Origin of the sequence: Streptomyces rimosus subsp. rimosus, assembly GCF_000720725.1 — a bacterium.
Lineage (GTDB): Bacteria > Actinomycetota > Actinomycetes > Streptomycetales > Streptomycetaceae > Streptomyces > Streptomyces rimosus_A.
The window spans coordinates 56,097-71,146 of sequence record NZ_JOCQ01000044.1 but is presented as its reverse complement, the minus strand read 5'-3'; the positions used below and the strand labels follow the sequence as shown (position 1 = coordinate 71,146).

General features: G+C 72.9%; 14 protein-coding genes and 1 pseudogene. 14 read left to right on the top strand and 1 reads right to left on the bottom strand.

The window, feature by feature from the left end; genetic code table 11:
• The 9 genes and pseudogenes from IH45_RS0123075 to IH45_RS0123035 all read left to right on the top strand — a co-directional run.
• A partial coding sequence (locus tag IH45_RS0123075; RefSeq protein WP_394298698.1) for a tetratricopeptide repeat protein occupies positions 1 to 2,127 on the top strand: 2,127 nt, incomplete at its 5' end.
• Positions 2,128 to 2,292: 165 nt separating this feature from the next.
• The gene (gene ald, locus IH45_RS0123070) at positions 2,293 to 3,408 is read left to right on the top strand and encodes an alanine dehydrogenase (protein ID WP_030375889.1); all 1,116 of its coding nucleotides are present in this window, start codon (positions 2,293 to 2,295) and stop codon (positions 3,406 to 3,408) included.
• A 489-nt stretch (positions 3,409 to 3,897) separates the two neighbouring features.
• Positions 3,898 to 4,914 (top strand): ParA family protein, encoded by a 1,017-nt coding sequence (locus tag IH45_RS0123065; RefSeq protein WP_030671551.1) that lies wholly within the window; start codon positions 3,898 to 3,900, stop codon positions 4,912 to 4,914.
• A pseudogene (locus IH45_RS1000000150065) lies at positions 4,911 to 5,489 on the top strand (hypothetical protein); the annotation flags it as partial. The gene IH45_RS0123065 and the pseudogene IH45_RS1000000150065, both read left to right, overlap by 4 nt.
• Before the next feature lie 527 nt (positions 5,490 to 6,016).
• Positions 6,017 to 6,907, top strand: coding sequence for a segregation and condensation protein A (locus tag IH45_RS0123055; protein WP_050515097.1), 891 nt, complete (start codon positions 6,017 to 6,019; stop codon positions 6,905 to 6,907).
• A 98-nt stretch (positions 6,908 to 7,005) separates the two neighbouring features.
• On the top strand, positions 7,006 to 7,614 hold the full coding sequence (scpB, locus tag IH45_RS0123050; RefSeq protein ID WP_050515101.1) for an SMC-Scp complex subunit ScpB: 609 nt from the start codon (positions 7,006 to 7,008) through the stop codon (positions 7,612 to 7,614).
• Positions 7,614 to 8,732: a pseudouridine synthase gene (locus tag IH45_RS0123045; protein ID WP_030671538.1), complete on the top strand. Its 1,119-nt coding sequence runs from the start codon at positions 7,614 to 7,616 to the stop codon at positions 8,730 to 8,732. The genes scpB and IH45_RS0123045 overlap by 1 nt, the downstream gene beginning before the upstream one ends.
• A gap of 82 nt (positions 8,733 to 8,814) precedes the next feature.
• Positions 8,815 to 9,831, top strand: coding sequence for an ADP-ribosylglycohydrolase family protein (locus IH45_RS0123040; RefSeq protein ID WP_030671537.1), 1,017 nt, complete (start codon positions 8,815 to 8,817; stop codon positions 9,829 to 9,831).
• Positions 9,824 to 10,627 carry a nucleotidyltransferase domain-containing protein gene (locus IH45_RS0123035; RefSeq protein ID WP_050515096.1) on the top strand — a complete coding sequence of 268 codons (804 nt, stop codon included), beginning with the start codon at positions 9,824 to 9,826 and terminating at the stop codon, positions 10,625 to 10,627. The genes IH45_RS0123040 and IH45_RS0123035 overlap by 8 nt, the downstream gene beginning before the upstream one ends.
• Here the strand turns inward: IH45_RS0123035 and IH45_RS0123030 are convergent.
• Positions 10,580 to 11,308, bottom strand: coding sequence for a nucleotidyltransferase domain-containing protein (locus IH45_RS0123030; RefSeq protein WP_030671531.1), 729 nt, complete (start codon positions 11,306 to 11,308; stop codon positions 10,580 to 10,582). The genes IH45_RS0123035 and IH45_RS0123030 overlap by 48 nt on opposite strands.
• Positions 11,309 to 11,461: 153 nt before the next feature.
• On the opposite strand from IH45_RS0123030, the gene IH45_RS0123025 reads away from it, so the two are divergent.
• The 5 genes from IH45_RS0123025 (at position 11,462) to IH45_RS0123005 (ending at position 15,027) form a co-directional block, all read left to right on the top strand.
• On the top strand, positions 11,462 to 11,926 hold the full coding sequence (locus IH45_RS0123025; RefSeq protein ID WP_030671528.1) for a YidB family protein: 465 nt from the start codon (positions 11,462 to 11,464) through the stop codon (positions 11,924 to 11,926).
• A gap of 140 nt (positions 11,927 to 12,066) precedes the next feature.
• Positions 12,067 to 12,429 (top strand): chorismate mutase, encoded by a 363-nt coding sequence (aroH, locus tag IH45_RS0123020; protein WP_030671527.1) that lies wholly within the window; start codon positions 12,067 to 12,069, stop codon positions 12,427 to 12,429.
• Positions 12,426 to 13,511 (top strand): prephenate dehydrogenase, encoded by a 1,086-nt coding sequence (locus IH45_RS0123015; protein WP_030671518.1) that lies wholly within the window; start codon positions 12,426 to 12,428, stop codon positions 13,509 to 13,511. Before aroH ends, IH45_RS0123015 begins: the two co-directional genes overlap by 4 nt.
• Before the next feature lie 131 nt (positions 13,512 to 13,642).
• Positions 13,643 to 14,356 (top strand): (d)CMP kinase, encoded by a 714-nt coding sequence (cmk, locus tag IH45_RS0123010; RefSeq protein WP_030671516.1) that lies wholly within the window; start codon positions 13,643 to 13,645, stop codon positions 14,354 to 14,356.
• Between the two features lie 83 nt (positions 14,357 to 14,439).
• Positions 14,440 to 15,027: a lysophospholipid acyltransferase family protein gene (locus IH45_RS0123005; protein WP_234440636.1), complete on the top strand. Its 588-nt coding sequence runs from the start codon at positions 14,440 to 14,442 to the stop codon at positions 15,025 to 15,027.
• Positions 15,028 to 15,050: the final 23 nt, after the last annotated feature.

Here is a 15,050-nt window from a genome sequence, read left to right as displayed (position 1 = left end):
GGGCCGGACGCGGACGGCGCGGACGCGGCCGACGGCGGGCGCGCCGCCGACCGCCCGGGCACCCGCCGCCCGCCCGCCCGCCGGACCGTGCCGCCCGCCGCCACCGCGCCCGGCGGCTTCATCGGCCGCCGCCGCGAACTGAAGGCGCTGCGCGCCGACATCGCCCGTACCGGCCTGGACACCCTCTCCGGCCGCCGGGGCGCCCGCAGCCGCGTCCTGCTGATCGCCGGGCGGCCCGGCTCCGGACGCAGCGCCCTCGCCGCCGAACTGGCCCGGCAACTCGCCGACGACTACCCCGACGGAGTACTGCGCGTCGCCCTGACCACCCCCGGCGGCGTCCCCGTACCCCTCGACCTCGTCGCCCGCGACCTGCTCACCGAACTCGGCGCCCCGGTCCAGCCCGGCGCCGCCGAGGACGAGCTGACCGAGGCGCTGCGCGCGGCCCTCGCCGAGCGCCGCGCACTGCTGCTGCTGGACGACGCGGCCGGTGCCGAGCAGGTCGAACCGCTGCTGCCGGACGCCGCCGGCTGCCTGGTCGTCGCGGTCTCCGAAGGCCCGCTCACCGGCATCACGGACGTCCGGCCGTGCACCCTGGGCGGCCTGGACAACGCGTCCGCCGTCGCCCTGCTCAGCCGGTACGCGGGCCCCACCCGCATCACCGTCGACCCGCGCTCCGCCGACGCCGTCGCCGAGGAGTGCGGCGGCCGGCCCGCCGCGCTGGTGCTGGCGGGCGGCTGGCTCGCCGAACGGCCCAAATCCTCCGTCGCCGACCTGCTCCAGGCGCTGCGCGAGGTGCCGGAACAGACCGGCGAACCGGCCGGCGGACGGCCTCTGGCCCGCGCTTTCCGCCTCGTGTACGACTCCCTGCCGCCGGTCGCGGCCCGTACGCTACGGCTGCTTGCCCTCGCCCCGGCCGGTGTGGCGGACGCGCACATCGCCTCCGCCCTCGCCGGCTGCTCGGTCGCCGCCGCCGAGGCGGCCCTGCGGGACTTCGCCGCCCGGGGGCTGATGCGGCCCCTTCCGGAAGCAGGCGCGGAAGCCGCGGAACCCGACCCGCGGGGGCACGGCTCCGGGTACGCCGGGAGCGCCGGGCTCCAGGCACAGTACGGGCTGCCCGGCTGCCTGGCACCGCTGGTGCGCGCCGCGCTCGACGCGAAGGAACGGCCCGCGGAGATCCAGCTCGCCCGCGCGCGGATGCTGGAGCGCACCGTACGGCTGCTCCAGTCCTGCCGGGCGCTCGGGGAGCCCGCCGGGTCCCCGGCCCGGCAGAAGGTCGCCGGGCTGCCGCGCTCACTGCGCTTCGCCTCTTCCGCGTCCGCCGCCGCCTGGCTGCGCAGCCGCCGGCCCGCCCTGCTGGAGGCAGCCCGGATCGCCGTCGAGGAAGGCGAGCTGGACACGCTGGACCGGCGGCTGATGGCCGCGATCGTCCGTACGCTCATCGCCCACCAGGGCGCCGAGGCCGCCGCACCCGATCTCTACGGGCTGCACGGTCTCGTCCTGGAGGTCGCCGAGCGGCGCGGGCTGGCGCGGGAGCAGGCCGCCGCGCTGCTCAACCTCGGCGACCTCGACGCGCAGGCCGGGCGGACCACGGACGCGATGGCCCGCTACCGGGGTGCGCTGAGCGCCGCGCGCGAGGTCAGGGATCCCATCGCGACCGTACGGGCACTGGAGTCGCTGGGCGGCACCTACACGGAGCTGGGGGACTGGCAGCGGGCCGCCGACTGGTACGGGCGCGCGCTGGAGCTGCGCCTGACCCGGGGCGAGAACGCGGACGGGGCGCGACTGCACGGCCGGATCGGCGCGGTGCACACCTACGCGGCCCGGTGGGGTGCCGCACTCAAGGAATGGCGGGCCGCCTACGGCGCGTACCGGCGGCTGGGCGATGTGGCGGGCCAGGCGCGCGCGCTGGGGGAGGTGGCGCGGGTGCAGGAGTACGCCGGACGGCCCGAGGAATCGCTGCGGACCTGCACCGCGGCCCTCTCCCTGGCCGCAGAGGCCCGGGACGGCCGCCTGGAGGCGGCCCTCCAGCTGCGGATCGCGGACACCCTCGACCGGCTCGGCGACCCGGCCACCGCACGGCTGCATCGGGGGATAGGGGAACGTCTCCTCTCAGATCACCCACAGTGACCTACGAAATCGGTGGTGCTCCTCTCAGTAATTGATGCTTTGCAAGGCTAGACAACAGAGAATCCTTAAATAGACTGGCCAGGCCGCGGACACCGCGGTCAGTCCCGGCATGCCTCGCATGCATGGATTTTTCCTGCAAGCTCTCTTACAAGGACCGTGATCGACGTGAAGGTCGGCATCCCCCGCGAGGTCAAGAACAACGAGTTCCGGGTGGCGATCACGCCTGCCGGTGTGCACGAGCTGGTCCGCCACGGCCACCAGGTCTTCATCGAGAAGGACGCCGGCCTCGGCTCGGCCATCCCGAACGAGGAGTACGTCTCGGCCGGCGCCGAGATCCTCGGCACCGCCGATGAGGTCTGGGCCACCGCCGACCTGCTGCTGAAGGTCAAGGAGCCGATCGCGGAGGAGTACCACCGCCTGCGCAAGGACCAGACGCTCTTCACCTACCTGCACCTGGCCGCCTCCCGCGAGTGCACCGACGCCCTCCTGGAGTCCGGTACCACCGCCATCGCCTACGAGACGGTGGAGACCGCGGGCCGCCAGCTGCCGCTGCTCGCCCCGATGTCCGAGGTCGCGGGCCGCATCGCCCCGCAGGTCGGCGCGTACCACCTGATGCGCCAGGCCGGCGGCCGCGGCGTGCTGCCGGGCGGTGTGCCGGGCGTGGCCGCGGGCAAGGCCGTCGTCATCGGCGGCGGCGTCTCCGGCTGGAACGCCGTGCAGATCGCCGTGGGCCTCGGCTTCCACGTCACCCTGCTCGACAAGGACATCAACAAGCTGCGCGAGGCCGACCGGATCTTCGGCACCAAGGTGCAGACGATCGTCTCCAACGCCTACGAGCTGGAGAAGGCCGTCGTCGAGGCCGACCTCGTCGTGGGCGCGGTGCTCATCCCGGGCGCCAAGGCCCCGAAGCTGGTCACCAACGAGCTGGTCGCCAAGATGAAGCCCGGAAGTGTCCTTGTCGACATCGCCATCGACCAGGGCGGCTGCTTCGAGGACTCCCGTCCCACCACCCACGCCGAGCCGACCTTCCAGGTCCACAACTCGGTCTTCTACTGCGTGGCCAACATGCCCGGCGCGGTGCCCAGCACCTCCACCTACGCGCTGACCAACGCCACGCTGCCGTACATCGTCTCGCTGGCCAACAACGGCTGGGTCGAGGCGCTGCGCCGTGACGCCGCCCTCGCCAAGGGTCTGAACACCCACGACGGCAAGGTCGTCTACGGCCCGGTCGCCGAGGCGCACGGCCTGGAGGCCACCGACCTGACCACGCTCCTCGGCTGAGACGTCAATAGCGCGCGTCAATGACGCACTGCCGGCCGGGCCTTGTCCTCAAGGCCCGGCCGCGGCCGTTCGCCGACACGCCGCACGCCCGAAACCGCACGGGCGGTCCTCAACTCGCCGAGAACGTAACCGTTTAACCGATTCGCACACCCGCGAAACCTTGCGCTTGTGCTGCTTGCACCCTTGACATCGGCATGTTCGATTGCCGACACATCGGGCCGGGTCCGGCGGATTGTGTTGCTGCGAACGCCCGACACGCCATAGAGTCGCCAACCGTCGGCATAGTGCCACGCTGACCTATCGATAAGTTTCCTGGTCACATCCAAGGAGGTAAGACGACTTGTGAATGAGTCGACATTTACTCCCGGAGGTGGTCGACCAGGAGCGGTTGCACGGGGCCAGGGTCCCTCGGGGCTCCAGGCTGTCGGCTCCGTCGCTGTCCACACCTTCGCGACCCAACAGAGCACCACGACGACAGCCCACCAGAGCATGGACGGCCATCACGTGAACGCCATGGCCGGCGACCGGGGTGGCTCCGAACCCACCCGGCTCGCCGACTACGACGACCTGCCCGAGGGGCACTTCTACGACCCGGACGCGGAGTACGAGCCGGACCCCGAATACGCGGCCACGCTCGCGCCGGACGCCGCCCGGCAGCGCCGCGAGCGCGTCGGCCCCACGGGGCGCCCGCTTCCCTACTTCCCGATTCCAGGACCGTTGACGGACCACGGCCCCGCCAAAATCATCGCGATGTGCAACCAGAAGGGCGGGGTGGGAAAGACCACCTCGACCATCAATCTGGGCGCGGCCCTCGCCGAATACGGACGGCGGGTGCTGCTCGTCGACTTCGACCCGCAGGGCGCGCTGTCCGTCGGGCTCGGCGTCAACCCGATGGAACTGGACCTGACGGTCTACAACCTGCTCATGGAGCGGGGCATGTCGGCCGACGAGGTGCTGCTGAAGACCGCGGTCCCGAACATGGACCTGCTCCCCAGCAATATCGATTTGTCAGCCGCCGAGGTCCAGCTGGTCAGCGAGGTCGCGCGCGAGTCGACGCTCCAGCGTGCGCTGAAGCCGCTGATGGCCGACTACGACTACATCGTCATCGACTGTCAGCCGTCCCTCGGCCTGCTGACCGTCAACGCGCTGACGGCGGCTCACAAGGTCATCGTCCCGCTGGAATGCGAGTTCTTCGCGCTGCGCGGTGTGGCGCTGCTCACCGAGACGATCGAGAAGGTCCAGGAGCGGCTCAACCCCGACCTGGAACTCGACGGCATCCTGGCGACGATGTACGACTCGCGGACCGTGCACAGCCGGGAGGTCCTGGCGCGCGTCGTCGAGGCGTTCGACGACCACGTCTACCACACCGTCATCGGCCGTACCGTGCGCTTCCCCGAGACCACCGTCGCGGGCGAACCCATCACCACGTACGCGTCCAACTCCGTCGGCGCCGCCGCCTACCGTCAGCTGGCCAGGGAGGTGCTCGCCCGGTGTCACGCCGAGTGAGTCTGCCCGGAGCCGACGAATTGTTCCGTACGACCGGGGGGTCGGGGCTGCAGTCCCCGGCGCCCCGCAAGGCCAATGGGCCGGCCGCGGCGAATGGGGGCGGGCCGGGGGGCGTCAACGGTGATGCGCCGCGTGTCCCCGCGCCGGGCGGGCCCGCGGAGTCCTCGCCGGGCGAGGATACGAACCCGCGGCGGGGCGAGCCGGACGGCTCGGCGCCGGCCGAACACGGTGGGCGTGACCGCGGTGCGGAGGCGGCTGCCCCTGTCGCCCCTGCCCCGAAGGGGCGTCGTCGGCAGGAGGCCGCTGACACGGCGGCCGACGGTACGGCTCCGGCCCGCCGCCGGGGGCGTGGCGCGAACCGCCGTCCCAGCGGGCGTGAGCGGCACGACGAGAAGATCACGGTGTACGTCTCCGCCGAGGAGCTGATGGATCTGGAGCACGCGCGGCTGGTCCTGCGGGGCGAGCACGGGCTTGCGGTCGATCGTGGGCGGATCGTGCGGGAGGCGGTGGCGGTGGTTCTGGCGGACCTGGAGTCCCGTGGGGATGCGAGCATTCTTGTTCGGCGGTTGCGGGGCCTCCAAGGGTTGATAGTGAACCGAGGGCACCCGGCTGCCTGCGGGGATGGCCCCCTACACGCCCCCTCCGGCCGGTTGGGCGAGTGCGGGCCGGTGGGGGGAGGGAAAAGAGCCTTGGTGCGCGCCCACCCTGTGGTCAAGCTCGCGCACGTATAGGCGCAGGCCGGGGGCGCCTCCGCGTCGCGCGTGAGCCGCCGCTTGTGTCGTTTGTGGGACCGCAGCCACGGCGGCGGGATAGCCGCAAACGGAGCGGCTCGGGGACATACAGGGGTCTCCCCGCAGGCGACCGAGGCCCCGGCCGCGAATGAACACAAGGTCGCGTCCCCGGCAACGTGGGGGTCCCCCCGGCCGGAGGCTGGGGGAGAGTGACCCCTGTGTGGCCCCGAGCCCCCACCCACCGGACCGACCGCGCCAGACGCGCACCCCCACCACGCAAACCGCAAAACAGCCGGGGCGCGCCCCGACATCCGGTCACCCCCGGGAGGGCTACGCTTTACGGTCGAACCCGAACCTCCCCCTGGATCACGATGCCCACCACCGAAGACCACGCCCCGTCAGTCGCGGACGGTGAGGCCGGGGACGGGAAGTTCACTGTTCGGCTGGAGAACTTCGAGGGGCCGTTCGATCTGCTGCTTCAGTTGATTTCCAAGCACAAGATGGACGTCACCGAGGTCGCCCTGTCCAAGGTGACGGACGAGTTCATGGCGCACATCCGGGCCATGGGGCCGGACTGGGACCTCGACCAGACCACCGAGTTCCTGGTCGTGGCGGCGACCTTGCTGGATCTGAAGGCGGCCCGGCTGCTGCCGGTGGCCGAGGTGGAGGACGAGGCGGATCTCGCGTTGCTGGAGGCGCGTGACCTGTTGTTCGCGCGGCTGCTGCAGTACCGGGCGTACAAGCGCATCGCGGATATCTTCAGCGGGCGCCTGGAGGACGAGGGGCGCCGCTACCCCCGTACCGTCGGATTGGAGCCGCACCACGCCGAGCTGCTGCCCGAGGTCGTGATCAGCATCGGGGCCGAGGGGTTCGCCAGGCTGGCCGTGAAGGCCATGCAGCCCAAGGCGCGGCCGCAGGTGTACGTGGACCACATCCACGCGCCGCTGGTGAGCGTACGGGAGCAGGCCGAGGTGCTGGTGGCGCGGTTGCGTGCGGCCGGTACGGCCGGTTTCGCGGAGCTGACGGCGGACGCGCCCGACACGCTCACCGTCGTCGCGCGGTTCCTGGCGCTGCTGGAGCTGTACCGGGAGCGGGTGGTGGAGCTGGACCAGGATCAGGCACTGGGGGCGCTGACGGTCCGCTGGACGGGCGGGACGGAGGCCGAACCGGTGGTCACGGACGAGTTCGACCGTGAGGCGGGGCAGCGGGACGCGCGGGCCGGTGGGAGTGAGGATGAGATGGCGGAGGTGCAGCCAGGGTGAGCGGCGTGGAGGAGGACCCGGTCGAGGTCGACCCGGTCCGGAACGTCGACCCGGTCCAGAACTCGGAACCGTCCGGGGCCGCAGGCCCCGTAGGCGCGCTGGGTCTCGATGAGCTGGATCTCGGGCCCGCGCTGGAGGCGGTGCTCATGGTCGTGGACGAGCCCGCGACCGAGGAACACCTGGCCAGGGTGCTCCAGCGGCCCCGCCGCGCCGTGGCGCTCGCCCTGCGGGAGCTGTCGGAGGAGTACACGCGGCAGGGGCGCGGGTTCGATCTTCGGCTGGTGGCGGGGGGCTGGCGGTTCTACAGCCGGGCGGCCTACGCGGACGCCGTGGAGAGCTTCGTGCTGGACGGGCAGCAGGCCCGGCTGACGCAGGCCGCGCTGGAGACTCTGGCCGTGGTCGCGTACCGTCAGCCGGTCAGCCGTTCCCGTGTCTCGGCCGTACGTGGTGTGAACTGTGACGGCGTGATGCGCACCCTCCTCCAGCGGGGTCTGGTGGAGGAGACGGGGACGGAACCCGAAACAGGTGCGATCCTGTACAGGACGACGAACTACTTTCTGGAGCGGATGGGCCTGCGCGGCCTGGACGAGCTCCCGGAGCTCGCTCCCTTCCTCCCGGAGGCGGAGGCGGTCGAGGGCGACTCCCGGGAAGGTGTTCTGTCGTTCGACGTAGACGACAGCGGCGACGACTCTCAGACGGATCATTGATGCGAAGCAGCGGCAGGAACAACAGGGACGCCGGTAGGGGCAACTACCGGGGTGCGGGCAACAAGAAGGACGAGAAGCAGCAGCGCGCCGGCCGGCCCCGTCCCGAGGAGCGCCGCTACGACGTGGGCGAGGGCGCGGGCCGCGGCGGTTCCGGCGGCGGCGCCCCGGAGCGCGGCGGCGAGCGCAAGGGCCGCGGCGCGGCGGCCCGCGGCGGCGCCAAGGGTGGCCCCCGTACGAGCCCGAAGGGCGGCGGCAAGCCGGGCGGCAAGGGCCCGCAGCAGCGTGGCCGCGGGCAGGCTCCGGCGCGGCCGCGTGAGTACGACGCGCAGGTCGAGGAGCGCAACCGCGCGCGTCACAACAAGCCGCAGATCAAGACGCCGAAGACGTTCGGCGACCAGGAGGGTGAGCGCCTGCAGAAGGTGCTGGCCCGGGCCGGCATGGGCTCGCGCCGGGCGTGCGAGGAGCTGATCGACCAGGCGCGCGTCGAGGTCAACGGGCAGATCGTCACCGAGCAGGGCGTGCGCGTGGACCCGGAGAAGGACGAGGTCAAGGTGGACGGCCTGACGGTCGCCACGCAGTCGTACCTCTTCTTCGCGCTGAACAAGCCGGCCGGTGTGGTCTCGACCATGGAGGACCCGGACGGGCGGCAGTGCCTGGGCGACTACGTGACCAACCGCGAGACGCGGCTGTTCCACGTGGGCCGGCTGGACACCGAGACCGAGGGCATCATCCTGCTCACCAACCACGGTGAGCTGGCCCACCGGCTGACCCACCCGCGCTACGGCGTGAAGAAGACCTACCTGGCCGCGATCCAGGGCCCGCTCCCGCGCGACCTGGGCAAGCAGCTGAAGGACGGCATCCAGCTGGAGGACGGCTACGCGCGCGCCGACCACTTCCGCGTGGTGCAGCAGACCGGCAAGAACTACCTGGTCGAGGTGACCCTCCACGAGGGCCGCAAGCACATCGTGCGCCGGATGCTGGCCGAGGCGGGCTTCCCGGTCGACAAGCTGGTGCGGACGAGCTTCGGGCCGATCTCGCTGGGCGACCAGAAGTCCGGCTGGCTGCGCCGGATGACGAACACCGAGGTCGGGATGTTGATGCGGGAGGTCGATCTGTAAGCGCCGGCGCTCGGTGCCGGCCTTGCGGGGCCGCGGGACCACCTCTTATTGTCACTGTGACGATTAAGGGGTGGTTCTTTTTATGGCGTCCGCCGCTACCGGTTCGCTCATCGGGCTCGCGCTCGGTGACGCGCTCGGGTATCCGACCGAGTTCCTGGATGTGTCCGCGATCCTGGCCCAGTGCGGGCCGTGGCGGGAGATGGCGCTGCCGGCGCCCGCGTATGTGACCGACGACACGCAGATGACGATCGCCCTCGGGCTCGCCCTGCGTAAGGCTGCGGCGAGCGCGGGCGGCGTCGGCCGGCTGGACGCCGCGCACCTGGTCCCGCCCGTACGGGAGAAGTTCGTCGAGTGGTGGCGCTCGCCGGACAACAACCGGGCGCCCGGCAACACCTGCCTCCGGGCGTGTCAGCTGCTCAGCGACCCCGCGCGGCCGTGGGTGGAGGCCGCCCAAGTCGGTTCGAAGGGGTGCGGCGCGAACATGCGGGTGGCTCCTGTGGGGCTGGTGTCGGGGCTGAGCCAGGAGCAGCGTTCCGGTGCTGCGCAACTCCAGTCCGCGCTCACGCACGGGCACCCGACCGCGCTGGCCGCCAGCGATCTCACCGCGTACGCCGTGCACGTGCTCGCGGAGGGCGCGCGGCCGGAGGAGCTGAGCGGTCTGCTGCGTTCGTACGCGGTCGGGAGCCGTACGGTCTACCGGGCCGACTGGCTGGGTGACCTGTGGCGATACGCCCAGGACCCGTCCCCGGAGCACTTCATCGCGCGCGGCTGGGACGACTGCCTCGGCGTGCTGGACCGGCTGGACGCCGCGCTGCGCGCCCCCGACCCGGAGCCCGACCCCTGCCTGGCAACCGGCGCCGGCTGGATCGCCGAAGAGGCGCTCGCCACCGGACTGCTGTGCTTCCTGCTCTTCCCCGACGAGCCGCTGACCGCGCTGCGCCGCGCCGCCTGCTCGTCCGGCGACTCGGACTCGATCGCCTGCCTCACCGGGGCCTTCGCGGGCGCCCGCCTGGGCGCCGGGGCGTGGCCCGAGGAGTGGGCGGGCCGTATCGAGTACCGCGACGAGCTGCTGGCACTGGGGAAGGTGTGGGATGTCTGACGGGACGCGGCGGGACGCTGCGGTGCTGCGGGCGGCCGGGCTACCCGATCTGGATCTGGGTGAGGTGACGGCGGGGGAGGGCGACCCGCTGGTCTTCGCGACGGTCTCCGGCGCGCATCTGTACGGCTTCCCGTCCCGCGACTCGGACGTGGACCTGCGCGGGGCGCACCTGCTGCCCGCCGCCGCGCTGGTCGGGCTGCGGGAGCCGGACGAGACCCGCTCCTGGATGGCGGACCGGGACGGCGTCGAAGTCGACCTCGTCACCCACGACCTGCGCAAGTTCGCGCGGCTGATGCTGCGGCGCAACGGCTATGTGCTGGAACAGCTGCTCTCGCCGCTGGTGGTGCGCACGAGCGCGCTGCACGAGGAACTGGTCGCGCTGGCGCCCGCGGTCCTCACCGGCCACCACGCCCACCACTACCGGGGCTTCGCCAACACGCAGTGGCGCCTCTTCGAGAAGACCGGGGAGCTGAAGCCGCTGCTGTACACGCTGCGGGTGCTGCTGACCGGCATTCACCTGATGGGCAGTGGGCAGGTGCTGGCCCATCTGCCCACGTTGGCCGGGCTGATGCCGGCGCCCTCGTACGTACCGGAGCTGATCGCGGCCAAGGCCGAGGCGGAGCACGGGTCCGCCGCCGAGCTGGTGGACCCGGAGCGGTTGCGGGCGGACGTGGCGGAGCTGCACGGCCGGCTGGACGCGGCGCAGGCCGCCTCCGCGCTGCCGGACGCTCCCGGCGGCCACGACGCGCTACACGACCTCCTCGTGCGCGCCCGCCTCGGCGCAGCGGAGCGCTGACGCGCGCCGGGTGCGGAACAGGAAGTCCTCGACGCGGCGGCGGTCCGGCTCCGGCGGCAGCGGGGAGCCGGGCTCGGCCGCCGTGGCCTGCTCGGCCAGTACGGCCATGCGGCGCTCGACCTCGGGCCAGGGGACCTCGCCGCGTTTGACGGCGAGGAGGTCCTCGCGCGCCTCGCCGACGTCCAGCGTGAGCACGCCCGTACGCAGCAGGTCGCGGGCCGTCCGCAGGAGCCGCAGCAGATGCATGGCGTGTTTCCAGCGGGGCGCGCCGTGCTGCCGTACGTCCGCCTCCAGCTTCTTGCGCTGGCCGGCCGCGTAGCCGGTGAAGGTGCGGTGCACCTCGCGGGAGAGGAACGCGCCGCGCAGCGCGAGCAGTTCGCGGCCGGTGGCGTCGGCGTGCTCGACGAACGGGGAGTGCAGGCACTCCAGGATGTTCGGGTTGGCGCGCAGCGCCAGCTCGCAGAACCGCTCCAGCTCCCAGGAGAACTCCTCCTCGCGCGGCCCCTCGACGTGCGTCGGCGGCTTCTCGAAGCGCCAGAACAGCGGGGTGGGCGCGAGGTAGATCCCGCGCCGGTCGGTGTCGCTGGCGTCGGTGGCGAGCCCGAAGGCGCGCGAGCCCATGACGCACGCGTAGACGGTGTGGCCGGTGACCAGGGCGTGGTCTGCGGCGGAGGTCGGCATGAGGGGGATTGTGGCTGGTGGGAGAGGTCTGCGCCAGCCGGTTTCGGGTGGCGGAAACCCCGGGCGTCGGTACGTTGGAATGAAGTCACTCGTCGCGCGGTCCTCATCGAAATTGCCAGTAATGCCGGTAATGCGCGGAAAGGCAGCACGGACATGACGAGATCACCAGACCTCGGGAGACTGATGGGCGGGCTGCCCGGCGGCGGCCAGGGCGGCGCGGGAGGAAGCCTCGTCGGATCGCTGCTGGGGGCGCTCGGCGGCACCGGCCCGGGAGGGCACGGCGGCCCCGGCCACGGAGGCGGTCCCGGCGGCCGTGGCGGCATACAGGTCGTGCTCGGCAAGCTCCTGCAAGGAGAGCTGGGTCGGCAGGCGCACTCCTGGGTGGGCCGCGGCGCCAACGAACCGGTCACCCCCGAGCAGGTCGAGAAGGCGCTGCCCGGCGAGACCCTGCGGCGGATAGCGGACGAGAACGGCGTCAGCGCCCAGGAGGCGGCGGAGCAGCTCGCGCACGCGCTGCCGCAGGCCGTGGACCGGCTGACGCCCGACGGCGAGATCCCGCAGGACCCGGCGTTCCAGGACCTCGTCGCCCGGCGCCCCCGGGCCGTCGGACGGCCCTGAGGGCAGGCGCCCGCGTTCCACCACCGGCCGGTCCGTGTCTCGCGGACCGGTCGGCTTCGTGCTCGGGGCCGGGATCTGGCTAGGCTTGCGCGCAGGAATCGGCGGCGATCGCCGCAGGTGGAACCCAGGGGAGCGGTGACGTGGCGGTACGAGCGGTGCGCGGAGCCGTGCAACTGGAACGCGACGAAGCGGGGCACATGCACGAGCAGGTGTCCGCGCTGCTGACCGCCGTCCTGGAGCGCAACGGCCTGGTCGCGGACGACCTGATCAGCGTGTGGTTCACCGCCACCCCCGACCTGCACAGCGACTTCCCCGCGGTGGCCGCCCGGCAGCTCGGCATCACCGACGTACCGCTGATCTGCGCGCAGGAGCTGGAGATCGCGGGCGCCATGCCGCGCGTGGTGCGCGTCCTGGCGCACGTCGAGACCGGGCGCACCAAGGCCGAGATCGCGCATGTCTACCTCGGTGCCGCCGGTGCCCTGCGGAAGGACATCGCCCAGTGAGGACCGCGCTCGTCATCGGCACCGGCCTGATCGGCACCTCCATCGCGCTGGCGCTGCAGTCCCGCGGCATCCAGGTGTACCTGGCCGATCACGACCCGGCGCAGGCCGAGACCGCCGCCGCGCTCGGCGCCGGCACGGCCGAGGAGCCGCCGGGCCCGGTCGACCTGGCCGTGGCCGCCGTGCCGCCCGCCCACGTCGCGCCGACGCTGGCCGCCGCGATCCGGCGCGGCGCCGCCCGCGCCTACCTCGACGTGGCCAGCGTCAAGGGCGGCCCGCGCCGCGAGCTGGAGGCGATGGGCTGCGACCTGTCGGCGTACCTCGGCACCCACCCCATGGCGGGCAAGGAGCGCTCCGGGCCGCTCGCCGCGACCGACGACCTCTTCGAGGGCCGGCCCTGGGTCCTCACCCCTGCCGAGGGCGGCGACACCGAGGTGCTCAACCTGGCCCTGGAGCTGGTGGCGCTGTGCCGCGCGGTGCCCGTCGTCATGGAGGCGGACGCGCACGACCGGGCCGTCGCCCTGGTCTCGCACACGCCCCAGCTGGTCTCCAGCCTGGTCGCCGCCCGCCTCCAGGGCGCCGACGAGACCGCCGTACGGCTGTGCGGGCAGGGCATCCGGGACGTGACCCGGATCGCCGCTTCCGCGCCCCGCATGTGGATGGAGATCCTCTCCGCCAACCCCGGCCCGGTCGCCGACGTGCTCAGCGAGGTCTCGGCCGACCTGGAGCGCACGGTGGCGGCGCTGCGCGCGCTGGAGGCGGCCGACGACGAGGCGCGCGCCGCGGGCGCCCGCGGAGTCGAGGACGTGCTGCTGCGCGGCAACGCGGGCCGCGAGCGGGTGCCGGGCAAGCACGGCGCGGCACCGGCCGCGTACGAGATCGTCTCGGTGCACATCGGCGACCAGCCAGGCGAACTGGCCCGGATCTTCGCGGACGCCGGCCGGGCCGCGGTCAACATCGAGGACGTACGGATCGAGCACGCCACCGGCCAGCAGGCGGGCTTCATCCAGCTCATGGTCGAGCCGCAGGCGGCGCCGGTGCTCGCCGCGGAGCTGCGCGAGCGGGGCTGGTCGATACGGCGGTAGGGCCGGCCGCCCGCGCTCCCGGGCAGGGGCGTACGGGCTGCACGGGGCGCCCCTGCTTGCCAGTAACCTTGTGCGGGGCCCCGTGCGGCGGCCCCCGTCCCGCCCCGTGATCGAGGAAGGTGCCCGACACCGTGGAAACCCCCGCCCGGACCGCCCCGGCCGCAGTGATTGTCGCCATCGACGGCCCCGCAGGCACGGGGAAGTCCAGCACTTCCAAGGCCGTCGCCGCGGGGCTCGGGCTGGGCTACCTGGACACCGGTGCCCAGTACCGCGCGATCACCTGGTGGATGCTGAACAACGGCGTCGACGTGAACGACGCCGTCGCCGTGGCGGACGCCTCGGCCAAGCCCGTGATCGTCTCCGGTACCGACCCGGCCGCGCCCACCATCACGGTGGACGGGCTGGACGCCGCGGGCCCGATCCGTACCCAGCAGGTCACCTCGGCGGTCAGCGCCGTCAGCGCCGTCCCCGAGGTACGGACCCGCATCACCGAGCTGCAGCGCGAGATCGCCGCCGCGGCCCCGCACGGCATCGTGGTCGAGGGCCGGGACATCGGCAGCACCGTGCTGCCCGACGCCGACCTGAAGATCTTCCTCACCGCGTCGCCGGAGGCCCGCGCGGCCCGCCGCAGCGGCGAGCTGACCGGCAAGGACGCCGCCGACCTGGCGGCCACCCAGGCCGCGCTGGCCAAGCGGGACGCGGCGGACTCCTCCCGGAAGGCCTCGCCGCTGGCCAAGGCGGACGACGCGGTCGAGGTGGACACGACCGACCTCACGCTGGACCAGGTCGTGGAGTGCGTGGTCACGCTCACCGAGGCGGCGATGGCCGCGAAGGCGGCGCGGTGACGCGCAGCGGACAGGCCGCGGCCGGGGACCGGACGCCCAGCGCGGCCGGCGCCGCGGTCGGGCGGCGGATCGGCATCGGCCTGATGTACGGGCTCTGGAAGCCCCGGGTGCTGGGCGCCTGGCGGGTTCCGGCCACCGGGCCGGTGATCCTCGCGGTCAACCACACCCACGGCCTGGACGGCCCGATGCTGATGGGCACCGCGCCCCGGCCGGTGCACTTCCTGATCAAGAAGGAAGCATTCGTCGGCCCGTTGGACCCCTTCCTGCTCGGCATCGGCCAGCTGAAGGTGGACCGCTCCGGCACCGACCGCAAGGCCGTCACCGACGCGCTGGCCGTGCTGGAGAACGACGGTGTGCTGGGGATCTTCCCGGAGGGCACCCGGGGCGAGGGCGACTTCGCCTCGCTGCGCGCCGGGCTGGCGTACTTCGCGGTGCGCTCCGGCGCCCCCGTGGTGCCGGTGGCCGTGCTGGGCAGCGCGGAGCGCCGTAGCCGGGCCATAAAGGCGGTACCGCCGCTGCGCAGCCGCGTGGACGTGGTCTTCGGCGACGCGTTCGCGGCCGGCGACGGCAGCGGCCGGCGCACCCGTACGGCGCTGGACGCGGCGACCGTACGGATACAGGAGCGGCTGACCGCTCACCTTGCCCAGGCCAGGCGCCTGACCGGGCACTGAACGAGACTTGTAGGGCGCCCGCG